Annotated in this window: 21 protein-coding genes and 1 pseudogene; 10 read left to right on the forward strand and 12 right to left on the reverse strand. The window is 62.1% G+C overall.

Going from position 1 to position 21,493, the window contains the following annotated elements; genetic code table 11:
- Positions 1-76 precede the first annotated feature (76 nt).
- The gene (locus tag N4Q37_RS18910; RefSeq protein WP_260961063.1) at positions 77-661 is read right to left on the reverse strand and encodes a YajG family lipoprotein; all 585 of its coding nucleotides are present in this window, start codon (positions 659-661) and stop codon (positions 77-79) included.
- Between the two features lie 198 nt (positions 662-859).
- Between N4Q37_RS18910 and N4Q37_RS18915 the strand changes: the two genes are divergently transcribed.
- Both N4Q37_RS18915 and mqo read left to right on the forward strand, forming a co-directional pair.
- Positions 860-1,093, forward strand: a complete 234-nt coding sequence (locus N4Q37_RS18915; RefSeq protein WP_260961064.1) for a hypothetical protein — start codon at positions 860-862, stop codon at positions 1,091-1,093.
- 740 nt (positions 1,094-1,833) lie between these two features.
- Positions 1,834-3,342, forward strand: a complete 1,509-nt coding sequence (gene mqo / locus N4Q37_RS18920; protein ID WP_260961065.1) for a malate dehydrogenase (quinone) — start codon at positions 1,834-1,836, stop codon at positions 3,340-3,342.
- Between the two features lie 116 nt (positions 3,343-3,458).
- Here mqo and N4Q37_RS18925 read toward each other — a convergent pair whose 3' ends face one another.
- Positions 3,459-3,746, reverse strand: coding sequence for a PA4642 family protein (locus N4Q37_RS18925; RefSeq protein WP_260961066.1), 288 nt, complete (start codon positions 3,744-3,746; stop codon positions 3,459-3,461).
- 61 nt (positions 3,747-3,807) lie between these two features.
- The gene (locus N4Q37_RS18930) at positions 3,808-4,293 is read right to left on the reverse strand and encodes a hypothetical protein (RefSeq protein WP_260961067.1); all 486 of its coding nucleotides are present in this window, start codon (positions 4,291-4,293) and stop codon (positions 3,808-3,810) included.
- Between the two features lie 202 nt (positions 4,294-4,495).
- Here N4Q37_RS18930 and dauA point away from each other — a divergent pair, with 202 nt between their 5' ends.
- The gene (gene dauA / locus N4Q37_RS18935; protein WP_260961068.1) at positions 4,496-6,238 is read left to right on the forward strand and encodes a C4-dicarboxylic acid transporter DauA; all 1,743 of its coding nucleotides are present in this window, start codon (positions 4,496-4,498) and stop codon (positions 6,236-6,238) included.
- 110 nt (positions 6,239-6,348) lie between these two features.
- Here dauA and N4Q37_RS18940 read toward each other — a convergent pair whose 3' ends face one another.
- Positions 6,349-6,906, reverse strand: coding sequence for a hypoxanthine-guanine phosphoribosyltransferase (locus N4Q37_RS18940; protein WP_260961069.1), 558 nt, complete (start codon positions 6,904-6,906; stop codon positions 6,349-6,351).
- A gap of 165 nt (positions 6,907-7,071) precedes the next feature.
- Here N4Q37_RS18940 and upp point away from each other — a divergent pair, with 165 nt between their 5' ends.
- Positions 7,072-7,710: a uracil phosphoribosyltransferase gene (gene upp, locus N4Q37_RS18945; RefSeq protein ID WP_260961070.1), complete on the forward strand. Its 639-nt coding sequence runs from the start codon at positions 7,072-7,074 to the stop codon at positions 7,708-7,710.
- 2 nt (positions 7,711-7,712) lie between these two features.
- Positions 7,713-8,987 carry a uracil-xanthine permease family protein gene (locus N4Q37_RS18950; protein ID WP_260961071.1) on the forward strand — a complete coding sequence of 425 codons (1,275 nt, stop codon included), beginning with the start codon at positions 7,713-7,715 and terminating at the stop codon, positions 8,985-8,987.
- Between the two features lie 134 nt (positions 8,988-9,121).
- On the opposite strand, the gene hemH is transcribed toward N4Q37_RS18950, so the two are convergent.
- Both hemH and N4Q37_RS18960 read right to left on the reverse strand, forming a co-directional pair.
- Positions 9,122-10,147: a ferrochelatase gene (gene hemH, locus N4Q37_RS18955; protein ID WP_260961072.1), complete on the reverse strand. Its 1,026-nt coding sequence runs from the start codon at positions 10,145-10,147 to the stop codon at positions 9,122-9,124.
- A 13-nt stretch (positions 10,148-10,160) separates the two neighbouring features.
- Positions 10,161-11,060 (reverse strand): TIGR01777 family oxidoreductase, encoded by a 900-nt coding sequence (locus N4Q37_RS18960; protein WP_260961074.1) that lies wholly within the window; start codon positions 11,058-11,060, stop codon positions 10,161-10,163.
- 196 nt (positions 11,061-11,256) lie between these two features.
- Between N4Q37_RS18960 and N4Q37_RS18965 the strand changes: the two genes are divergently transcribed.
- The 5 genes and pseudogenes from N4Q37_RS18965 (at position 11,257) to N4Q37_RS18985 (ending at position 15,925) form a co-directional block, all read left to right on the forward strand.
- The gene (locus N4Q37_RS18965) at positions 11,257-12,243 is read left to right on the forward strand and encodes an NAD(P)/FAD-dependent oxidoreductase (protein ID WP_260961075.1); all 987 of its coding nucleotides are present in this window, start codon (positions 11,257-11,259) and stop codon (positions 12,241-12,243) included.
- Between the two features lie 176 nt (positions 12,244-12,419).
- A complete protein-coding gene (locus N4Q37_RS18970; RefSeq protein WP_260961076.1) occupies positions 12,420-13,382 on the forward strand; it encodes a YbgA family protein in 963 nt (320 codons plus the stop codon).
- Positions 13,382-13,510 (forward strand): annotated as a pseudogene (locus tag N4Q37_RS18975) (MerR family transcriptional regulator); the annotation flags it as partial. The gene N4Q37_RS18970 and the pseudogene N4Q37_RS18975, both read left to right, overlap by 1 nt.
- Positions 13,511-13,587: 77 nt before the next feature.
- Positions 13,588-15,048, forward strand: a complete 1,461-nt coding sequence (phrB, locus tag N4Q37_RS18980; RefSeq protein ID WP_260961156.1) for a deoxyribodipyrimidine photo-lyase — start codon at positions 13,588-13,590, stop codon at positions 15,046-15,048.
- 121 nt (positions 15,049-15,169) lie between these two features.
- Complete coding sequence (locus tag N4Q37_RS18985; protein ID WP_260961077.1) at positions 15,170-15,925, forward strand: SDR family NAD(P)-dependent oxidoreductase; 756 nt, start codon at positions 15,170-15,172, stop codon at positions 15,923-15,925.
- A 44-nt stretch (positions 15,926-15,969) separates the two neighbouring features.
- Here N4Q37_RS18985 and N4Q37_RS18990 read toward each other — a convergent pair whose 3' ends face one another.
- From N4Q37_RS18990 to hemA, 6 genes are all read right to left on the reverse strand, one after another.
- Complete coding sequence (locus N4Q37_RS18990) at positions 15,970-16,488, reverse strand: acyloxyacyl hydrolase (RefSeq protein WP_260961078.1); 519 nt, start codon at positions 16,486-16,488, stop codon at positions 15,970-15,972.
- Positions 16,489-16,603: 115 nt separating this feature from the next.
- Positions 16,604-17,395 carry a glutamate racemase gene (gene murI / locus N4Q37_RS18995; RefSeq protein WP_260961079.1) on the reverse strand — a complete coding sequence of 264 codons (792 nt, stop codon included), beginning with the start codon at positions 17,393-17,395 and terminating at the stop codon, positions 16,604-16,606.
- Positions 17,388-18,143: a molybdopterin-synthase adenylyltransferase MoeB gene (locus N4Q37_RS19000; RefSeq protein ID WP_260961080.1), complete on the reverse strand. Its 756-nt coding sequence runs from the start codon at positions 18,141-18,143 to the stop codon at positions 17,388-17,390. The genes murI and N4Q37_RS19000 overlap by 8 nt, the downstream gene beginning before the upstream one ends.
- Positions 18,137-18,967 carry a peptide chain release factor N(5)-glutamine methyltransferase gene (gene prmC, locus N4Q37_RS19005; protein WP_260961081.1) on the reverse strand — a complete coding sequence of 277 codons (831 nt, stop codon included), beginning with the start codon at positions 18,965-18,967 and terminating at the stop codon, positions 18,137-18,139. The genes N4Q37_RS19000 and prmC overlap by 7 nt, the downstream gene beginning before the upstream one ends.
- Before the next feature lie 14 nt (positions 18,968-18,981).
- Complete coding sequence (gene prfA / locus N4Q37_RS19010; RefSeq protein WP_260961082.1) at positions 18,982-20,064, reverse strand: peptide chain release factor 1; 1,083 nt, start codon at positions 20,062-20,064, stop codon at positions 18,982-18,984.
- Positions 20,061-21,350: a glutamyl-tRNA reductase gene (gene hemA / locus N4Q37_RS19015; RefSeq protein ID WP_260961084.1), complete on the reverse strand. Its 1,290-nt coding sequence runs from the start codon at positions 21,348-21,350 to the stop codon at positions 20,061-20,063. The genes prfA and hemA overlap by 4 nt, the downstream gene beginning before the upstream one ends.
- Between the last annotated feature and the right edge of the window lie 143 nt (positions 21,351-21,493).

Consider the following 21,493-nt stretch of genomic DNA (forward strand, 5'->3'; position numbering starts at 1 on the left):
TTTAAACAAGCCTTGCTTTCATAAGTCGCATCGCAACCACTGGGCCATTGCAGCCCAGGGTCATGCAGATGAAACCTTACTCGCCCAGCACCTGACCAATAGTCGGGTCCTTGAACAGGCGAGTCAGGGCATCGCTCAGCACGTCACTGACCAGCTTGGTATTGGTGTCCTGGTTGGGCGCCATGCCGAAACGCTGGTCCAGCGAGGCACCGTAGCGGCCGCTGTAGCGACGGTTGGCGTTCTGCACGTCGGAACGGAAGGTCGCGCCGATGGTGGCTTCGGTCACGTACATGCCTTCCTTGGGCGACTGGTACTTGAGCTCGGCCAGGGTCACGGTCAACTGCGGTGCATTCAGCGCATTGGCCGTAGGGGTGAAGCCCAGCAGGCGCACCGCGGCTTCAGCCTGGGCTTGCAGCTTGGGCAGGATCTGCGCGCCCTGCACCGTGATCACGCTGGTTTCCGGGTACAGGCCGCCACGGGTGCCGAGGGTCGGCGACGGGCGACCGTCCACTACCCGCACCACCACTGGCTGGCCATGCCCCACTGGCGCCAGCTGGGCGTTGAGCCGGGGCTCTGGGTTAAGTTGTTGCGGGCTATGGGCGCAGCCGACGAGGGTCAGAGTGGTCACAGCGATCAAACCGAACAACAGGCGTTGCAACATGCTTATTTCTCCAGAATCGGGCACTGACAATGCTCGCAGTATAGCGGCGCGCCAGGGCGGCGAACTAGCATGATTATCGAGATGTATGACCCACACCCGGGAGGCCGGCTCCTGTCACCGCGTTGTCATGCGCCTTACACCGGTATGTCATCGCCCGCTGTCAGGCTTGTCGCAAGCTCCCTGACCCGGTATCCGATCATGCGCTTCCTTATTTCCCTGTTCACCCCGCGTCCCCATCATCGCACCTTCGCACTGCTGGACCGCAACGGTCATTGCCAGGCCTTCAAGCAATGCAGCCTGCAGCCCATGGGTGAAGGCTGGGTGGAAATCGAAGAAATCCGTCTCAACTGGCTGCACCAGCCATTGCCCGCCAGCGCCCGCGTGCAACCACTTGGCACTCGTGCACGCCATCGACTCCTGTTGACCATCTGACCGGACGGCTAATAAAAGTCATTAAACACGACCATTTCCCTGCGTTTCTTCGATACAATCTCCCCCCGATTATAAGGACGTCTCCTGATCGGGCCCCGCAACACCGCCGATACGTTGGTATTGGCAACCTCGCAACGCCCACAGAGAGCCGCCCACACAGATCGAGTGAAGCTGGCGCGCTTGCTGTTTCCGGGCAAAACCACCGCTTTTCCCGAATCTGCAGAGCTGTCATTACGCTCGGTCACTGAGCTGTCTGCCCGTTTTGCCTGTCATGTATTACATGGAGGCAACCAAACCGGGCGCAGTGCCAGGCTGGGACAGCCCTTTTTTGAGGTTCACGTCTTCAAAAGAGCGTGAAAAAAACGGGTTTTCACAACTTCACGAGAGTGTGGCGAGCAAATGAAGAGTTTTGCGTCTGAACAAGCACCATTGGCGTCTGAAACAGCCCAACGACACAGGACCGGATATCGCTCAAGAACCGGCGCCTGAAGCCTGTCCGCTACGGATTTGGTTGCACGAACGGATGTCTCGGCCATAAGTCGAATTGCCTGCCCGGCGCTTAAATGAGTTCATAGCACTCTTGAGGCCAGGCTGCATGCATCCGCAGTAGTTGCAAAAAATGACGAAGATTCGGACATGGCGATCCTGGCCACGGAAAACCTGGGGCACCACCCACTTGCCCCGCCACTCCTGGCCGCTATGCCGACAATTTGGTGCTGCAGATTTTGGAGACGCGTTAAATGGCGCATAACGAAGCAGTCGATGTAATTCTGGTAGGGGCCGGCATCATGAGTGCCACCCTGGCCGTACTGCTCAAGGAACTCGACCCCGCGATCTCGCTGGAAGTCGTCGAGCTGATGGACTCCGGGGCCGCGGAAAGCTCCAACCCATGGAACAACGCCGGTACCGGTCACGCTGGGCTGTGCGAGCTGAACTACACGCCCCAGTCCGCCGACGGCAGTGTCGACATCAAGAAAGCGGTGCACATCAACACCCAGTTCGAGGTGTCGAAGCAGTTCTGGACGTACCTGACCAAAAAAGGCACGTTCGGCTCATCGAAATCCTTCATCGCCCCGGTGCCGCACCTGAGCTTCGTGCAAGGCGAGAAAGGCGTTTCGTTCCTCAAGAAGCGCTTCGAACTGCTGCACCGGCATCACGCCTTCGCCGACATGGAATACACCGAAGACAAGGCCAAGATGGCCGAGTGGATGCCGCTGATGATGCCTGGTCGTCCAGCCGACGAAGTCATCGCCGCTACCCGCGTCATGAATGGCACCGACGTCAACTTCGGCGCTCTGACCAACCAGCTGCTCAAGCACTTGACCAGCGCTCCGGACACCCAGGTCAAATACTGCAAGCGCGTCACCGGCCTCAAGCGCAAGGGCGATGGCTGGACCGTGAGCATCAAGGACGTCAACTCCGGCGCCAGCCGTGACGTCGACGCCAAGTTCGTCTTCCTGGGCGCCGGTGGTGCGGCGTTGCCGCTGCTGCAAGCCTCGGGCATCGAGGAAAGCAAGGGCTTCGGCGGCTTCCCGGTCAGCGGCCAGTGGCTGCGTTGCGACAACCCGGAAGTGGTCAAGCATCACCAGGCCAAGGTCTACAGCCAGGCTGCGGTGGGCTCGCCACCGATGTCGGTGCCACACCTGGACACCCGTGTGGTCGATGGCAAGAAATCCCTGCTGTTCGGGCCCTACGCCGGTTTCACCACCAAGTTCCTCAAGCACGGTTCGATCATGGACCTGCCGATGTCGGTACGTGCCAGCAACATCGGCCCGATGCTGGCCGTGGCCCGGGACAACATGGACCTGACCAAGTACCTGATCAGCGAAGTGATGCAGTCCATGGAACAACGCCTGGAATCCCTGCGTCGCTTCTACCCCGAGGCGAAAGCCGAGGACTGGCGCCTGGAAGTGGCCGGGCAACGGGTGCAGATCATTAAGAAAGACCCGAAAAAAGGCGGCATCCTGCAGTTCGGCACCGAACTGGTGGCCGCCAAGGACGGCACCCTCGCCGCCTTGCTCGGCGCTTCGCCAGGAGCTTCGGTGACCGTGTCGATCATGCTGGAGCTGATCGAACGCTGCTTCCCGGCCAAGGCCAAGGGTGAGTGGGCCGCCAAGCTCGCGGAAATCTTCCCGGCCCGGGAAAAAGTGCTGGAAACCGACGCGGCGCTGTATCGCAAGATCAACGCGCAGAACAACATCGCGCTGGAGCTGGTTGAAGAAAGCAACGAAGCGCAAAACTACGCTTGATTCGACCGCATGAAAAAACGCCCCGTTCTCCATGAGAGCGGGGCGTTTTTTATGGGAGAAGCTTTCGTGGCGAGGACGCTTGCTCCCGCTGGCCAGCGAAGCAGGCCCAGGATCAATCAGCCACGCGCTTTCTCGATCAACTCGATGTATTCCTCGGCATTACGCTGGTCGCGAACCAGCGCCACGAAATCGTTGCCGCGCTCATCCTTGCCATTGAGGTCGTAGCCGGCCTCGACGAAGAACGTCAGGAACCGTTCGAAATCGTCGATCCGCAAGCCACGGTAGCCCTTGATCAATTTGTGCAGCGACGGCGAGGTGGCGTCGACCGGTTCGAAATTGAGGAACAGCTTGATCTGTTCGTCGCCAATCTCATCACCAATCACTTGTTTCTTGTCTTTACGCATTGCCGGCTCCAACTCGCACAATTCACGGGGCAGGCAGTGTACCCCCGGCGGGCCCCGGGGCTCAACGCGAGCGTTCGGCGCCGGTGTGCAGGTCAGCCCAGACGTGACCGTTGGCGTAAGTGAGGAACTGCACGTACACCGTGTGGTTGCGCAACAGATCGATCACCACCCGGTACTGGGCCTGTGGATAAGACAGGGTCAGGGTCTTGGTCGCTTCGTCGAACGTCGGCTTCTTCAGGCTTTTGCTTTCGCCGTCGAAGTTGAGGATCACCTGGTTGATGATGGCGCCCTTGTTCAAGGGTTTGCCCTTGAGGCGCACCAGCAACGGCGACGTCACCGGGATCGGCTGCTGGTTGGACTGACGCTGATTGCCCAGCACCACCGAATACTCGGTGACCTGCAGCAACTGCTGCTGTTCAGGCTGCTCCTGGCGTACCGCCAGGTCATCGGGCGGCAGGAACTGACTGTGCATCGGCGCGGCGACAGCGGCCAGGGGCAGGCTGGAGATCAACAGCAAAGTGGCACAGCGGCGGATCGATACACGCATGACAAGCTCCGTAGGTCCTGGCCGGGCACTCTAGCATGAGCCTGGGCGGTAAAAATAACGATCCAGATCAATACATCCGCGCAACGAGCACGGCATACTCAAAGAGCCATCAGCCCCGGTCTAGCGGTGCACGCCTTTGTGGCGAGGGAACTTGCTCCCTCGCCACAGGGGCAGTGCCAGTCCCCCCTTGCGAGGAGTATTCATGTCTTTCTCCGCCCCACCGTTGTTTGCCGCCTGGCGCCAGGCCTGGCGCGCCGGTTATACCCTTGAACGCCTGCGTGGCGACCTGGTGGCCGGGCTGACCGTCGGCATCATCGCCATCCCGCTGGCCATGGCCCTGGCGATTGCCGTTGGCGTGCCGCCGCAACATGGCTTGTACACGGTGTTGGTGGCCGCGCCCCTGATCGCCCTCACCGGCGGCTCGCGTTTTAACGTCAGCGGGCCGACGGCGGCGTTCGTGGTCATCCTGCTGCCCATCACCCAACAATACGGCCTGGGTGGCCTGTTGCTATGCACGATGCTGGCCGGCCTGATCTTGATCACACTGGGGCTGATGCGTGCCGGACGGCTGATTCAGTACATCCCGTACCCGGTCATCCTCGGGTTCACCGCCGGGATCGGCGTGGTCATCGCCACCTTGCAACTCAAGGATCTGCTGGGCCTGACCACCGCCGGCCAGGCCCGGCACTATATCGAGCAACTGGGCGAATTGATCGTCGCGCTGCCCGGCGCCCACTTCAGCGACGGCATCATCGGCGCCACCTGCCTGGCGGTGCTGATTGTCTGGCCACGTTGGGTGCCGCGGGTCCCGGGGCACCTGGTCGCGCTGTTGGTGGGCGCGCTGCTGGGGCTGGCGCTGGAGCGCGGCGGCTGGCCGATTGCGACGCTGGGCGAACGCTTCAGTTATGTCGTCGATGGCATCCGCCACCCCGGCATCCCACCGTTCCTGCCCAGCTTCGATTGGCCGTGGAACCTGCCGGACGGCCAGGGACATCCGCTGAACCTGTCCTACGACCTGTTTCGCCAGTTGCTCGGGCCAGCCTTCGCCATCGCCATGCTCGGCGCAATCGAATCGCTGCTGTGCGCCGTGGTCGCGGACGGCATGACCGGCAGCAAGCACGACCCCAACGCCGAGCTGCTGGGCCAGGGCCTGGGCAACCTGGTAGCACCGCTGTTCGGCGGCATCACCGCCACCGCCGCCATCGCCCGCAGCGCCACCAATGTGCGCAGCGGCGCGTCTTCACCCCTGGCGGCGATCATCCACAGCCTGATGGTGCTGGGGGCGATTGTGCTGCTGGCACCGCTGTTCAGCTACTTGCCCATGGCCGCGCTGGCGGCGCTGCTGGTGATGGTGGCGTGGAACATGAGCGAAGCCGGGCACGTGCTGCACACCTTGCGCATCGCCCCGCGCAGCGACGTGTTGGTGCTACTGACCTGCCTGGGCCTGACGGTACTGTTCGACATGGTCCTGGCCGTCGCCGTCGGCCTGCTGCTGGCCGCGGGGCTGTTCATCAAGCGCATGAGCGAACTGACCGACAGCGCCGAACTGCCGCGCCATTTCCATCAAGCCTTGCAGGACATGCCCGAGCACGTTCGCTGCTATGGGATTCGCGGGCCGCTGTTCTTTGGTGCAGCGGAGAAGGCGTTGGATGTGCTGCGCCGGTTCGATCCGAACGTACGCGTGGTGATCGTGGAAATGAGCGCAGTACCGATGCTGGACATGACCGGCCTGGCCGCGTTCGAAAATATCCTCAAGGACTACCGCAAGCACGGCATCGGCCTGATCCTGGTGGGGACCGCGCCACGGGTACGCCTGAAGCTGCGCCGCGCCGGCATTCATCGCGAACGGCGGCAATTGGCGTATGTGCAGACGTTGGAGCAGGCACGGGTCAAGAGTGAGCATTGGCTGGCCGAACATGATGCCGCCCATCCAAAGTTTGCCTGATCATGCCCAACAGTGTGGGAGCAAAGCTTGCTCGTGAAACAGATACCTGGATGTCTGAAAAACCGCATCGCCCTCATCGCGGGCAAGCCTTGCTCCCAAAGGTCCCTGGCTCACATGCCCTTGACAGCAAAAATACCATTGGCGTTGCGCCAGTAACCTTTGTAGTCCATACCGTAGCCGAAGATGTAGCGGTCGACGCACGGCAGGCCGACGAAATCGGCCTTCAGGTCAGGCCGCGCCTTGCGGTCGTGGTCCTTGTCGATCAACACGGCCGTGTGCACCGCGCGAGCGCCGGCGTGTTTGCAAAAGTCGATGATGGCACCCAGGGTGTGACCTTCGTCGAGGATGTCGTCGATGATCAGCACGTCGCGGTCGATGAACGAAACTTCCGGCTTGGCTTTCCAGAACAGGTCGCCGCCGCTGGTTTCATTGCGGTAACGGGTGGCGTGCAGGTAGGACGCTTCCAGCGGGAAGTTCAGGTAGGTCAGCAGCTTGCCGGAAAAGATCAGGCCACCGTTCATGACGCAGAACACCACGGGGTTGGAGTCCGCCAGTTGCTCGTTGATTTGCGCGCCGACACGGGCGATGGCCGCTTCGACTTCGGCTTCGCTGTAGAGGCAGTCGGCCTCGCGCATGATTTGACGGATATGCTCGAGATCAGCGGACATGGCGCTCTCCAGGGGAAGTTGACGGGTAGGACAGATTCGGAAAGCGGGCAAAGGTACGCATCCCGCCCGGCCAGATCAAGCGTTTGTGGACTAACGTTCTGTATTGTGACCCTCGGATAGATTAACCTAGGCCGGTTTTTTTGCCCGCCGCCGGAGCCCTTTCCCATGCCCATCCTCGAGATTCGCCATCCGCTGATCAGACATAAACTCGGCCTGATGCGCCGTGCCGACATCAGCACAAAAAACTTCCGCGAGCTCGCCCAGGAAGTCGGCGCCCTGCTCACCTACGAAGCCACCAAGGACTTGCCCCTGGAGTCCTATGAAATCGACGGCTGGGCCGGTGCGGTCCAAGTGGAAAAAATCGCCGGCAAGAAGATCACCGTAGTGCCGATCCTGCGCGCCGGCATCGGCATGCTCGAAGGCGTGCTGAGCCTGATCCCGGGCGCCAAGGTCAGCGCCGTGGGCGTGGCGCGCAACGAGCAGACCCTGGAAGCCCACACCTATCTGGAAAAACTGGTGCCGGAAATCGACGAGCGCCTGGCCATGATCATCGATCCGATGCTCGCCACCGGCGGTTCCATGGTCGCCACCATTGATCTTTTGAAGAAAGCCGGTTGCCGCGACATCCGCGCCATGGTGCTGGTCGCCGCGCCCGAAGGCATCAAGGTCGTGCAGGACGCCCACCCCGACGTGACTATCTACACCGCGTCCATCGACCAGAAACTCAATGAACATGGCTACATCATTCCCGGCCTGGGCGACGCCGGCGACAAGATCTTCGGCACCAAGCAGAAGGATGCCTGAGCATGCAGGATGAGTTCAACGACCCGCTCTGGCGCCAGGTGCTGTCTGGCGCGCAGATGTTGTTCGTCGCCTTCGGCGCACTGGTCCTGATGCCATTGATCACCGGACTGGATCCGAACGTAGCGCTATTCACCGCCGGCCTGGGCACGATCCTGTTCCAGCTCGTCACCGGGCGCCAGGTGCCGGTGTTCCTGGCATCGAGCTTCGCGTTCATCACCCCGATCATCCTCGCCAAGGGGCAGTTCGGCCTAGCCGAAACCATGGGCGGGGTGATGGCGGCCGGTTTCGTCTACACCTTCCTGGGCCTGGCGGTGAAGATCAAGGGCACCGGCTTCATTGACCGGTTGTTGCCGCCGGTGGTCATTGGCCCGGTGATCATTTCCATTGGTCTGGCGATGGCGCCGATTGCCGCCAACATGGCCATGGGCAAGGCCGGCGACGGTACTGAGCTGATTCGCTACCAGACCGCGATGTTGATTTCCATGCCGGCCCTGCTCACCACCCTGATCGTCGCGGTGTTCGGCAAAGGGATCTTCCGCCTGGTGCCGATCATTTCCGGCGTGCTGGTGGGCTTCGCCCTGGCATTTTTCTTCGGCGTGGTGGACACCGCGAAAATCGCCGCCGCACCGTGGCTGGCCCTGCCGAACTTCACCGCACCGGCGTTCAACCTGCAAGCGATCCTGTTCATCGTCCCCGTGGCCCTGGCGCCGGCCATCGAGCACATCGGCGGCGTCATCGCCGTGGGCAGCGTGACCGGCCGCGACTACCTGAAGAAACCCGGCCTGCACCGCACCCTGCTCGGTGACGGCATCGCCACCACCGCAGCCGGCCTGTTCGGCGGCCCACCCAACACCACCTACGCCGAAGTGACTGGCGCGGTGATGCTGACCAAGAACTACAACCCGAAGATCATGACCTGGGCGGCGATCTTCGCCATAGCCCTGGCGTTCATCGGCAAGTTCGGCGCGCTGCTGCAAAGCATTCCGGTGCCGGTGATGGGCGGGATCCTCTGCCTGTTGTTCGGCTCGATTGCGGCGGTGGGCATGAACACGCTGATCCGCCACAAGATCGACCTTGGCGAAGCACGCAACCTGGTGATCGTTTCGGTGACGCTGGTGTTCGGCATCGGCGGCGTGCTGGTGGGCACCGGCACCGGACCGGAGGATTTCGGCCTCAAGGGCATCGCGTTGTGCGCAATCGTGGCGATTGCGTTGAACCTGATCCTGCCAGGCAATGACGGCTGGAAGCAGAAGAAGGGGGATGAGCCGCTGCTGTAAAGCGCCTCGTTTTTATCGCCTGCAGTAACGTCATCGCGGGCAAGCCTTGCTCCCACAGGTTTTGAGTCGTCCATGCTCAGGTGGCCAGGACAGAATCTGTGGGAACAAGGCTTGCCCGCGATGCTTTTCGAGGTTTACAAAGCGATCGGCGCCCGTTCGCAGAGCGTGCTCAACGCCTCGACCCACTGCGGCGAATCATTCAGGCATGGCACCAGCACCAACTCCTCCCCTCCCGCCGCGCGGAACTGCTCGCGCCCGCGATCACCGATTTCCTCCAGGGTCTCGATGCAGTCGGCCACGAACGCCGGGCACATCACCAATACCTTCTTCACGCCGCTGCGGGCCAGTTCATCCAGGCGCGTCTCCGTGTAGGGTTCGATCCACTTGGCGCGCCCCAGTCGCGACTGGAACGACACCGACCACTGGCCATCCTTCAGCCCCATGCGATGGGCGAACAACTCGGCGGTACGGATGCACTGGGCGCGGTAACACGTCGCCATGACCTCCGGCGGAGCGTTCTTGCAGCAGTCGGCGTCCTTGAAGCAATGAAAACCTGTCGGATCAAGCTTGGTCAGGTGCCGTTCCGGCAAGCCGTGGAAACTGAGCAGCAGATGATCATGCGCCTGCATCAGGTACGGCTTGGCGCTGGCGACCAGGGCGTCGAGGTATTCCGGCTGGTCGTAGAACGGCTGGAGTATCGAGAATTGCACATCGAGCTTCTTTTCCCCCACGACGCGCTTGGCTTCCTCGATCACCGTGGTCATGGTGCTGTCGGCAAACTGCGGATACAGCGGCGCCAGGGTGATCCTCTTCTGCCCCTGGCTGGCCAGTCGCACCAACGCCGATTCAATGGACGGCTCGCCGTAGCGCATCGCTAGTTCCACTGGCCCGTGGCTCCATTGCGCGCTCATGGCCTGTTGCAGGCGTCGGCTGAGCACCACCAGCGGCGAACCCTCCTCCCACCAGATCGACGCGTAGGCGTGGGCCGACTGTTCGGGCCGCTTGATCAGGATCAGCGACACCAGCAAGCGCCGCACCGGCCATGGCAAGTCGATGACGTACGGGTCCATCAGGAATTGGTTGAGGTAGCGGCGCACATCGGCCACCGAGGTGGAGGCAGGCGAACCCAGATTCACCAGAAGCAACGCGTGATCGGTCATGCAACATCCTATTTCAAAGGCGGTCGGACAAATCGTCCAGGGCCGCAGGCAAATCTGTGAAGCGGAAGGTGAATCCCGCCGCTTGCAATCGGGCCGGCGTGGCGCGCTGCCCGCCGAGCAACAGCAAGGACAATTCCCCCAGCGCGACTTTCAACACCAGCTCCGGCATCGGCATCACGGCCGGCCGATGCAACACGCGCCCCAAGGCATGGGCAAAGTCGCGGTTGCGCACCGGGTTCGGCGCGCAGGCATTATAAGGACCGCTGGCGTCGTCGCGGTGCAGAAGAAAATCAATCAAGGCGATTTGATCGTCAATGTGAATCCACGGCATCCACTGCCGGCCAGTGCCGAGAGGCCCGCCCAGTGCCAGTTTGAACGGCAGCCGCAGCCGCGACAAAAAGCCGCCCTCGGCAGACAGGACCAGGCCGGTACGAACCAGCACCACCCGGATGCCCATGGCCTCGGCCCGTTGCGCAGTCTCCTCCCAGGCGATGCACAACTGGCTGGCGAAATCTTCGCTCACCGGCCCCGATGCCTCGGTCAACTCGCGCTCGCCACCGTCGCCATACCAACCCACCGCAGAACCGGAAATCAACAACCGTGGCTTTTGCTCGCAACGCTCCAGCCACGCCAGCAAGACCTCCGTCAGGGTGATGCGACTGCTCCACAGCAGCATCTTGCGCTTATGCGTCCAGGGCCGGTCGGCAATCGGCGCGCCTGCAAGGTTGACCACCGCGTCCACCGGCTCGCTGATCTCGTCGAGCCTGGCGATTCCCCGCACCTGGGTCCCACAGATTTTCGCCACCTCTTCAGGCCGACGACTCCATACCGTCAAGCGATGGCCCCGCCCCAGCCAGTGACGGCAGAGCTGACGTCCGATCAATCCAGTACCGCCGGTCAGCAATATGTGCATGAGGTGTTCCTCGTATCGCGTTTTACCCGGCCCATTAGTCTATTTTTATAAGCAGGGATTTTTCGTATCGAACAGGGTCTGTGTTTAACAATAGGACAACCTGTCCGAAAGCGAACGGTAAGACTTATACCAAAAACCCGAACTGTACAGGTTTAAACGACGGCGTAGTCTGTACAGAAAGGTAAACGAGGCCCTCATGACTGTACCTATCGCAATCATCGGCACCGGCATCGCCGGACTTTCAGCCGCCCAGGCCCTGACGGAGGCCGGGCATGTCGTTCAACTCTTCGATAAAAGCCATGGCAGCGGCGGACGCATGTCGAGCAAGCGCAGCGACGCCGGCGCGCTGGACATGGGCGCGCAATATTTCACCGCCCGCGATCGCCGTTTCGTCATGGAGGTCCAGCGCTGGCAAGCCAATGGCTGGGCCGCGGAGTGGAATCCGCAACTCTATAATTTCCAGGGCGGGCAGTTGGCCCCTTCGCCGGACGAGCAGACCCGCTGGGTCGGCACGCCACGCATGAGCGCCATCACCCGCGCCCTGCTCGGCAAGCTGCAAGTGCAGTTCTCCTGCCGGATCACCGAAGTGTACCGTGGCCAGGAACACTGGCATTTGCAGGACGCCGAAGGCTTCACCCACGGCCCGTTCGGCCAGGTGGTGATCGCCACGCCCGCGCCCCAGGCCACCGCACTGCTGGCGGCTGTACCCAAACTGGCCGGCGTGGCAGCCGGGGTGAAGATGGACCCGACCTGGGCAGTGGCCCTGGCCTTCGAAACACCGCTGGACACCCCCATGGAAGGCTGCTTCGTGCAGGACAGCCCGCTGGACTGGCTGGCCCGCAACCGCAGCAAACCGGGACGCGACAGCAAGCTCGACACCTGGGTGCTGCACGCCACCAGCGACTGGAGCCGGCAACACATCGACCTGTCCAAGGATGCCGTGATCGAACATCTGCACGGCGCGTTCGCCGAACTGCTGCACAGCGCAATGCCCGCACCGAGCTTCAGCGTGGCCCACCGCTGGCTCTACGCCCGCCCGGCCGGCAACCACGAATGGGGCGCCCTGGGCGATGCCGACCTGGGCCTGTATGTCTGCGGCGACTGGTGCTTGTCCGGCCGTGTCGAAGGCGCCTGGCTCAGCGGCCAGGAAGCAGCCCGCCGGTTGCATGCCAGCCTGCAGTAATCCGCAACGTCCCGCGCCACCCGCTGCTGTCGACCCGGGCAGCAGCCCATCTGCGAAAACCATCGACACCACTGCCACCACATACATTCGTGTTGACTTGGGCACGCCCTCACCTATGATACAAATATTGTACAAGTCAGATATTCCGTACAAGATTATGTCGTCCGAGGTTACCCATGCCCAGCGAAGCCGCCGCTAAACCGAAAATCGCCATCAGCGCTTGCCTGATGGGCGCCGAAGTTCGCTTCAATGGGGGGCACAAGCAATCGCAACTGTGCAGCCGTACCCTGGTCGAGTACTTCGATTTCGTGCCGGTATGTCCCGAGGTTGCCATTGGCCTGGGCATCCCCCGGGAACCGATCCGACTGGCAGGCAACCCCGAACGGCCCGACGCGCTGGGCACGGTGAATCACAGCCTCAACGTGACCCGGCCACTGACCGATTACGGTCGACAAATGGCTGCGGAGCTGGACGACATCTGCGGCTACATCTTCATGCAGAAGTCGCCCTCCTGCGGACTGGAACGGGTCAAGGTCTACAACCACAACGGCGTGCCCCAGGACGGCGGCGGCCGCGGTATTTATGCCCGGGCCTTTTGCGAACATCACCCCGACCTGCCCGTGGAAGAAGACGGTCGGCTCAATGATCCGGTGCTGCGGGAAAACTTCCTCAACCGGGTATTCGTCTACGCGGCCTGGCAACCCTTGCGCCGCCGGGGGCTGACCCGACGGGACCTGATTGAATTCCACTCGCGCTATAAATACCTGCTGATGGCGCACAATCCGGCGCAGTACCACACGTTGGGCAACTGGTTGGGCAACATGGGCAAGGCCGATCCCAACGAGCTGGGTCCACGCTACTTCAGCGAACTGATGGCCGCGTTGAAAAAATGCGCCACCCGGCGCACCCACACCAATGTGCTGCAACACCTGAGCGGCTACCTCAAGCGGGCCATCACCGCGCAGGACAAACAGGAAGTGCAGCACCTCATCGGCCAGTATCGCCTGGGCATCGTCCCGTTGGTGGTTCCGCTGATGTTGCTCAAGCACCACCTGCGCCGGCACCCCGATCCTTACCTCATGCAGCAGGCCTACCTGCAACCGCATCCGGAAAACCTCAGCCTGCGAAACGCGATCTGATGAACGACCAAGACAATTCCGCCAGCCAAACGCAAGAGGTCGACTTCACCAAGGCCCTGGAACAAGGCTGGCTGCCCATCCGTGAGGTCGCCCGGCAAACCGGTGTCAACGCAGTTACCCTGCGGTCGACATGTCCTGGGCCGAAGACCCGTTATCGGCTTACCGCGAACTGAGTCGCAGAGCACTTCTCTAGATGAAAAATCACCTGCAACTGATCTGGCTGCGCAGCGACTTGCGCCTGCGCGACAACACCGCCCTCGCGGCGGCCGCAAGCCGAGGGCCATGCGTGGCGGTGTACCTGCTGAGCCCCGAACAATGGCGCGACCATGACGATGCACCGTGCAAGATCGATTTCTGGTTGCGCAACCTCGCCTCGTTGAGCACGGACCTGAACGACCTGAACATCGCACTGTTGGTCCGTGACGCACCGCAGTGGAACCAGGCGCCACACGTGCTATTGAAGTTGTGTCGCGAACTGAAGGTCGCTGCCGTTCATGTCAATGAAGAGTACGGCCTGAATGAAAGCCGTCGCGATACCGCGGTTGCCCAGGCCTTGAAGAGTGAGGGCATTGAGTTTCACAGTCATCTGGACCAACTGCTGTTCAAGCCCGGCAGCGTGCTGACCAAGACCGGCAATTATTTCCAGGTGTTCAGCCAGTTCCGCAAGGTTTGCTACAGCCGGCTGCATGCCTCGCTGCCGAGTCTGATCGCCACCGCGCCCCGACAGGCGCCCATCGGCATCGCCAGTGACCCGGTACCCACCCAAGTCGCCGGGTTCACCCCGCCCAGCCAGGCATTGCGCGCGCTCTGGCCCGCCGGTGAGCAGCACGCCCAGCGGCGTCTGGATACCTTTGTCGAGCAGCACCTCGAAGATTACCAGCACCAGCGGGATTTCCCGGCCAAGCCAGGCACCAGCCAACTGTCGGCTTACCTGGTGGCTGGCGTCGTCTCGCCGCGCCAGTGCCTGCACGCTGCGCTGCGGGCCAACCAGGGGGAATGGGAGAGTGGAAATGCCGGAACAGTGACATGGATCAATGAATTGCTCTGGCGTGAGTTCTATAAACACATTTTGGTGGGCTATCCGCGCGTGTCGCGCCATCGCGCCTTCCGCCCCGAAACCGAAGCATTGGCCTGGCGCAACGCACCGCAAGAACTGCAAGCCTGGAAGGAGGCACGCACAGGCCTGCCCATTATCGATGCGGCCATGCGTCAGCTAATGGAAACCGGTTGGATGCACAACCGGTTGCGGATGGTGGTCGCCATGTTCCTTACCAAGAACCTGCTGATCGACTGGCGCGAGGGCGAACGCTTCTTCATGCAGCATCTGATCGATGGCGACCTGGCCGCCAATAACGGCGGTTGGCAGTGGAGCGCGTCCACCGGCACCGACGCGGCCCCCTGGTTCAGGATCTTCAATCCATTGAGCCAATCGGAGAGGTTTGACCGGGAAGGCCTGTTCATCAAGCAGTGGCTTCCCCAACTGAACGATCTCGACAGACAAGAGGTCCATTCCCCAAACTCCCGGGGTCGATTGTTTGGCATAGCGGATTATCCCGCTCCGATCGTCGATCTAGGCTCGTCCCGAGGTCGCGCACTGGCGGCATTCAGGAACCTGTCGGCGCGACGTGAGGCGGCCTGGGAAAATCCGGGCGATGAGCGCACATGAAATTGCTTCCCATGGAATGCACTTTCCCATGGCTGACATATAGTCATACCAATCGCCGAGCTTTCATCGAGCAAGTCTTGCTACCCGAGATAACGCACCATCCGAAGGAGAGGAGTCACGAATGGGTCTGAGGATGCCACAGCGATACTGGCTCACCGGGGCAGGCGACGGCATTGGCAGTTCGTTGGCCGAAGCGATACTGCTGACAGGTGCCCACCTGGCCGTCAGTTCACGCTCGGCGAAAGGGTGCGATGCCCTTTCAGCGCGCTATCCGGGACAAGTGCTGACGGTACCGGGCCATTTGACCGACGGTCAGACCGTGCGCGAAATCGGCGAGCGGATAGCCCGACAATGGGGCACCCTGGACAAGGTCATCATCAATGCTGGAACCGCCGAATACGTCGAAGGGCAACCCGGCGCCCCCGACCTGATCGAACACATCGTGCGCAGTAATCTGCTGGCCGCCAGCTTCTGCATCGAAGTGGCCACACCGCTGTTGCGTGTCGGAACCGAACCCCATCTGGTGGGCATCGCCAGTCCGGCGACCTACCTGCCGCCGTCACAGGCCGAAGCAGGCGTCGGGATACGTCATCTGTTTGAATCGGTGCGTGGCGAATTCGCCCAGGCAGGGATCGACGTCACGCTGGTTCACCCCGGCTTCAACACCTCGTCCGGCTGCCTTCCAGCGCCGAGCCAATGGTCAGCAGATGAGGCCGCGGCTCATGTCCTGGGCCGATTGATCGAAAGGCCAGCCGAAGTGGCACTGCCCGTTTCCTCCATGACGGAGCTCTGGCCCCTACCCTCTTCTGCCCAGACGACGCGAGCAGACGCGCCGCACCGGACCGGCGCCTGGTCACCGCTCAAGGGGCGTCCCTGAACAGGCCGATCGCCTGACACAGCGCCCCCGGAAATGGTTCAGGGTTACAACGGCATCGTGTAGTGCAGCGCGTAGCTTTCCACACCGTCGTTGGTCGATTTGATACCGGCGTTGGAATAATGGGTGGCGCGAATGCCTACTTCGTGCCCGCCATTGAAGCGCAGGCCGAAGCCGATGCGATCTTCGAACTGGAAGGCGGTGCCCAGCTGGTTGTCTTCCACTTCGGTGTGATCGAACAACGCAACGCCCACTCCAGCCTCGATATAAGGTTTCACGTTCTGCCCGGAAAATTCATACACAAACACCGGCGAGAACGACAGGCTGTGATTGCTGGAAGTCTTGTCACCTTCCCAATAGGTGTACGCACCACTCCAGTAGCCCGTCAGGCGACCCACGTCGCTCTGCCACCAACTCTTGTCCCAATCGAACTGCATCCCCAAGCGATAGGTCATGGTCGAATCGCTGGTCTGGCCAACCCCGAACTCCACACCCGCCGCCTGTGCGGTATAAGCGTGCCCCACCAACGCAGCCGCAATCGCGGCAAAGCAGAATAAGCGCTTCATTAGCAACATCCTTTTCGGACCGACTCGATTTAGTTTTTTGTTACAAATAGACGAAATTATAGAAATCCACGCTGAAACGGAAGTTCAGCCCATTTCACAGATTTTTCACGTTTTCTTACAGATCGAAGCTTCGCACAATGCCGGACGAATGCCATAGCGTAGGTAGGATTTTTCTTAAATGCAGCGGATCGGCACTGGTCCAGAATTGAGTTTCGCGGGCAGGCCCAGTGGCCAGCAATTCCCGCTCAGCCAACAACCGCTGGAGTTGTCGGGCCACGGCGGCACCGGTGTCGATCAGGCTGATGTGGGAGGGGATCATCTGTTCGAGCAAGGGCTTGAGGAACGGATAATGCGTGCAACCCAGGATCAGCGTGTCGCAGCCGGCGGCGAGCAAGGGCTCGACGTAATGTTGCAACAGTTGATGCAGGGCCGGGCTGTGCAGGTCACCCGCTTCGATCAACTCCACCAGCCCTGGACACGGTTGAGTGATGACCCGGACATCGGCGGCGAAACGGTCGAGCAACGCAGCGAACTTGGCGCTCTGCAAGGTGCCGGTGGTGGCGAGTACGCCGACGATACCACTGCGGGTCGCGGCGGCGGCCGGCTTGACCGCCGGCTCCATGCCGACGATGGGCCAGTGCGGGAAATCCCGCCGCAAATCGGCCACGGCGGCGACCGTTGCAGTGTTGCAGGCCACCACCAGCGCCTTGGCGCCCTGCCCCAAGAGAAAGTCGGCAATGATCGCGCAGCGCTGTCGGATGTAGTCCGGAGTCTTCTCGCCGTAGGGGATATGCCCACAATCCGCTACGTACAACAGCGATTCATTGGGCAGCAGCCGACGGATCTCCCCCAGCACCGACAGCCCGCCGACGCCCGAATCAAGCACACCGACCGGCGCTTCACGCATGTTGGCCACCACAGACGCTGCAGCCCGGGTCACGCTTGACCCGCAGTTCACGGAACCGCGTACCCAGCGCATCGATCAACAGCAAGCGCCCCACCAGCGGCTCGCCGAAACCAGCCAGCAATTTCAGCGCCTCGAGGGCTTGCAGGCTGCCCACCAGCCCCACCACCGGCCCGAGCACACCGGCTTCGCTGCAAGTCAGCTCGGCTTCGCTGCCGTGGCCGTAGAGGCAGTGGTAGCAAGGGCTTTCAGGGCGCCGTGGGTCGAATACCGACAACTGCCCCTCCAGGCGAATCGCCGCGCCGCTGACCAGCGGCTTGTCCGCCGCGATGCACGCCGCGTTCACCGCTTCACGGGTGGAAAAGTTGTCGGAGCAGTCGAGCACCAGATCCACCGTCGCAACGGTGGCAGCCAGGGAATCTTCGTCCATGGCCGTCGGATGGGGCACCAGCCGGATCTCGGGGTTGATCGCCGCCAGGCGCCGCACCGCCGAATCGACTTTGGTCAGGCCGACGCTGTCGGTGTCGTGGATGATCTGGCGTTGCAGGTTGGTCAGGTCGACGGTGTCGAAATCGGCCAGGTGCAATTCACCCACTCCGGCGGCCGCCAGGTACAACGCCACCGGCGCTCCGAGGCCACCGAGGCCGATGATCAGCACACGGCTCTGCTTGAGGCGCACCTGCCCGTCGATGTCGACGTGCTGCAAGAGGATTTGCCGGCTATAGCGCAACAGTTCTTGGTCGTTCAGCACGGCAGTCGTCCCAGGCTGATGCGTTCATGACCGCCCAGGTCCTTGCAACTGTGGACCTCGGCGAACCCTTGGGTTTGCAACAATTCACGCACCGCGCCCGCCTGATCGTAACCGTGCTCCAGCATCAGCCAGCCCCCCGGCTCCAGGTGAACCGGAGCCTGGGCGATGATCTGGCGCAAGTCATCGAGCCCGTCCTGCCCGGCCACCAGCGCACTGGCCGGTTCGAAACGCACATCGCCTTCCGCCAAATGCGGGTCGCAAGCGCGGATGTACGGCGGGTTGCTGAGGATCAACTGAAAACGCTCGCCCTCCAGGGCACTGAACCAGTGACTGCTCAACACCGTGACGTTAGCCAGGTCCAGGCGCTGGCGATTGCGTTCAGCCAGGGCAACGGCTTCCAGTACGCGGTCGACTGCCGTGACCGTCCAGGTCGGGCGCTCGCTGGCCAGGGCCAGGGCAATCGCGCCGCTGCCGGTGCCCAGGTCCAGGACTCGGGCCGGCGTGGCCGGCAATAAGGCCAGCGCGGTTTCCACCAACAGCTCGGTATCGGGACGCGGAATCAACGTATGCGGTGCGACTTCCAGGTCGAGGCTCCAGAAACCTTGCTGCCCGAGGATGTAGGCCACCGGCTCGCCGGAACGGCGGCGGCGCAGGTATTCGGAAAATAGCAGGGCCGCCTCGCTCGGCACGATCCGCTCCGGCCAGGTGTGCAGGAAGCTGCGGGACTTGCCCAGGGCAGCGGCCAGCAGTAGCTCGGCATCGAGCCGTGGCGTGGGCGAATCCGGTAGCTCGGCGGCGCGTAGCAGACTGGCGATGATGGTCATTGATTCACCTGCGCTCACTCGCCAATGGCCGCCAATTGATCGGCCTGGTATTCGGCCAGCAAGGGCTCGATCACCGCCTCGACACCGCCGGCAAGAATTTCATCCAGCGAATACAGGGTCAGGTTGACGCGATGGTCGGTGACCCGACCCTGGGCAAAGTTGTAGGTACGGATACGCTCGGACCGGTCACCCGAGCCCACCAACAGCTTGCGCTCGCTGGCGATGGCATTGGCCGCGGCAGCCGTCTGCTGGTCGTTGAGCTTGGCCGACAGCCAGGCCATGGCTCGTGCACGGTTCTTGTGCTGGGAGCGCTCTTCCTGGCACTCGACCACGATACCCGACGGCAAGTGCGTGATGCGGATCGCCGAGTCAGTCTTGTTGACGTGCTGGCCGCCCGCGCCGGAGGAGCGATAGGTATCGATCCGCAGGTCCGCCGGGTTGATCTCGATGGCTTCCTGTTCGTCCGGCTCGGGCAGTACCGCCACGGTGCAGGCCGAAGTATGGATCCGCCCCTGGGATTCGGTGGCCGGCACACGCTGTACGCGGTGGGCGCCGGATTCGAACTTCAGCTTGCCATAGACGTTCTCGCCCTCGACCCGCGCGATCACTTCCTTATAGCCGCCGTGTTCGCCTTCGTTCTCCGAAAGGATCTCCACTCGCCAGCCACGACGCTCGGCGTAGCGCGAATACATGCGGAACAGGTCGCCGGAAAAAATCGCCGCCTCGTCGCCGCCAGTACCGGCGCGAATCTCGAGGAACACATTGCGCCCGTCGTTCGGGTCCTTGGGCAGCAGCATGCGTTGCAGGTTGCTTTCCAGTTCGACCAACTGCTCCTTGGCTTCGCGTACCTCCTCGAGCGCCATGTCGCGCAGGTCCGGGTCGCTGTCCTTGAGCAAGGCCTGGGCGCCTTCGAGATCGCCCTGCACCTTGGCCAGCTGTTTATACGCGGCGACGATCGGCTCGACTTCCGCGTACTCCTTGGAATAGGTGCGGAATTTGTTCTGGTCGCTGATGACTTCGCCGTCACCCAGCAAGGCGGTCAATTCTTCGAAACGGTCCTGGAGGGTCTCCAGCTTGTTGAGCAGTGACGCTTTCATTGCGGTTTTTTATCCGAAAAGCTATCCGGTGAACCCTCACCGAGGGCAAAGAGTTCCTGGGCCATGGCCAGCGCATCGAGGCGGCCTTCGGCGGTCAGCTTCTTGAGCTGGACGCTCGGCGCATGCAGCAACTTGTTGGTCAGGCCACGGGCCAGTTGCGCCAGCACGTCTTCGGCGCTGGCGCCATTGGCCAGCAGGCGCTGGGCCTTTTGCAATTCCTCGTCGCGCAGGCGCTCGCTCTGCTGACGATACGCCTTGAGCACGTCGACCGCCGCCAGCTCGCGCAGGCGCACCATGAAATCCTCGGCGCCAATGTTGACCATTTCCTCGGCCGCCTGGGCCGCGCCCTGCCGGCTCTTGAGGTTCTCGGCCACCACCTCGTGCAGGTCGTCGACGCTGTAGAGGTAAACGTCATCGAGTTCGCCGACTTCCGGCTCGATGTCCCGGGGAACGGCAATGTCCACCATGAAAATCGGCTTGTGCTTGCGCAGTTTCAAGGCGCTTTCCACCGCGCCCTTGCCCAGGATCGGCAACTGGCTGGCGGTGGAGCTGATGACGATGTCACTGTGCACCAGTTCGGCCGGAATGTCAGACAGCAGCACCGCGTGGGCGCCAAACTGCTCGGCCAGGGTACTGGCCCGCTCCAGGGTGCGGTTGGCGACGACGATACGCTTCACGCCCAGGTCGTGCAGATGACGGGCGACCAGGGTGATGGTCTCGCCGGCGCCGATCAACAGCGCCTGGCTGCGTTGCAAATCGCTGAAGATCTGTTTCGCCAGGCTGACGGCGGCAAACGCCACGGATACCGGGTTTTCCCCGATGGCCGTATCGGTGCGCACCTGCTTGGCGGCGTTGAACGTGGCCTGGAACAGCCGCCCCAGTAACGGGCCGACCGTGCCGGCCTCACGCGCCACCGCGTAGGCCGACTTCATCTGACCGAGGATCTGCGGCTCGCCCAGTACCAGCGAATCGAGCCCCGAGGCGACACGCATCATGTGACGAACTGCCGCATCGTCCTCGTGCACATAGGCACTGGCGCGCAGCTCTTCCAGGCTCAGTTGGTGATAATCGGCCAGCCAGCGCAGCACGGTATCCGCCGAAACGTGATCCTGTTCTATATAGAGCTCGCTGCGATTGCAGGTGGAGAGGATCGCGGCTTCGCGGCTGTCGGTGAGCCGGCAGAGCTGCTGCAGGGCCTCGACCAGCTGCTCAGGCGTAAAGGCCACGCGCTCGCGGACGTCTACGGAAGCAGTCTTGTGGTTGATACCAAGTGCAAGGAAGGCCATTCAAGGTCGCTGATGGTGACGTGAAGCCGGCAATTGTCCTACTTCGTCAGATTCAGGACAACCACCCGATTTCTATCGCCCGGCCCAGGGGATGGTAAATCGACGGGGCGGTTATGTTTGACCCAAGGCTTGTGTCATGATGA

This window comes from Pseudomonas citri (assembly GCF_025336485.1).
GTDB lineage: Bacteria > Pseudomonadota > Gammaproteobacteria > Pseudomonadales > Pseudomonadaceae > Aquipseudomonas > Aquipseudomonas citri.

What these genes read in the sequence shown, in the direction of transcription:
- N4Q37_RS18910 (WP_260961063.1), bottom strand. Translation starts at nt 661, where the DNA reads ATGTTGCAACGCCTGTTGTTCGGTTTGATCGCTGTGACCACTCTGACC.
- upp (WP_260961070.1), top strand. Translation starts at nt 7,072, where the DNA reads ATGCCCATCCTCGAGATTCGCCATCCGCTGATCAGACATAAACTCGGC.
- dauA (WP_260961068.1), top strand. Translation starts at nt 4,496, where the DNA reads ATGTCTTTCTCCGCCCCACCGTTGTTTGCCGCCTGGCGCCAGGCCTGG.
- prmC (WP_260961081.1), bottom strand. Translation starts at nt 18,967, where the DNA reads ATGACCATCATCGCCAGTCTGCTACGCGCCGCCGAGCTACCGGATTCG.
- mqo (WP_260961065.1), top strand. Translation starts at nt 1,834, where the DNA reads ATGGCGCATAACGAAGCAGTCGATGTAATTCTGGTAGGGGCCGGCATC.
- N4Q37_RS18965 (WP_260961075.1), top strand. Translation starts at nt 11,257, where the DNA reads ATGACTGTACCTATCGCAATCATCGGCACCGGCATCGCCGGACTTTCA.
- N4Q37_RS18960 (WP_260961074.1), bottom strand. Translation starts at nt 11,060, where the DNA reads ATGCACATATTGCTGACCGGCGGTACTGGATTGATCGGACGTCAGCTC.
- hemA (WP_260961084.1), bottom strand. Translation starts at nt 21,350, where the DNA reads ATGGCCTTCCTTGCACTTGGTATCAACCACAAGACTGCTTCCGTAGAC.
- hemH (WP_260961072.1), bottom strand. Translation starts at nt 10,147, where the DNA reads ATGACCGATCACGCGTTGCTTCTGGTGAATCTGGGTTCGCCTGCCTCC.
- N4Q37_RS18950 (WP_260961071.1), top strand. Translation starts at nt 7,713, where the DNA reads ATGCAGGATGAGTTCAACGACCCGCTCTGGCGCCAGGTGCTGTCTGGC.
- N4Q37_RS18915 (WP_260961064.1), top strand. Translation starts at nt 860, where the DNA reads ATGCGCTTCCTTATTTCCCTGTTCACCCCGCGTCCCCATCATCGCACC.
- N4Q37_RS18925 (WP_260961066.1), bottom strand. Translation starts at nt 3,746, where the DNA reads ATGCGTAAAGACAAGAAACAAGTGATTGGTGATGAGATTGGCGACGAA.
- N4Q37_RS18940 (WP_260961069.1), bottom strand. Translation starts at nt 6,906, where the DNA reads ATGTCCGCTGATCTCGAGCATATCCGTCAAATCATGCGCGAGGCCGAC.
- N4Q37_RS18970 (WP_260961076.1), top strand. Translation starts at nt 12,420, where the DNA reads ATGCCCAGCGAAGCCGCCGCTAAACCGAAAATCGCCATCAGCGCTTGC.
- N4Q37_RS18985 (WP_260961077.1), top strand. Translation starts at nt 15,170, where the DNA reads ATGGGTCTGAGGATGCCACAGCGATACTGGCTCACCGGGGCAGGCGAC.
- prfA (WP_260961082.1), bottom strand. Translation starts at nt 20,064, where the DNA reads ATGAAAGCGTCACTGCTCAACAAGCTGGAGACCCTCCAGGACCGTTTC.
- N4Q37_RS18990 (WP_260961078.1), bottom strand. Translation starts at nt 16,488, where the DNA reads ATGAAGCGCTTATTCTGCTTTGCCGCGATTGCGGCTGCGTTGGTGGGG.
- murI (WP_260961079.1), bottom strand. Translation starts at nt 17,395, where the DNA reads ATGCGTGAAGCGCCGGTCGGTGTGCTTGATTCGGGCGTCGGCGGGCTG.
- N4Q37_RS18930 (WP_260961067.1), bottom strand. Translation starts at nt 4,293, where the DNA reads ATGCGTGTATCGATCCGCCGCTGTGCCACTTTGCTGTTGATCTCCAGC.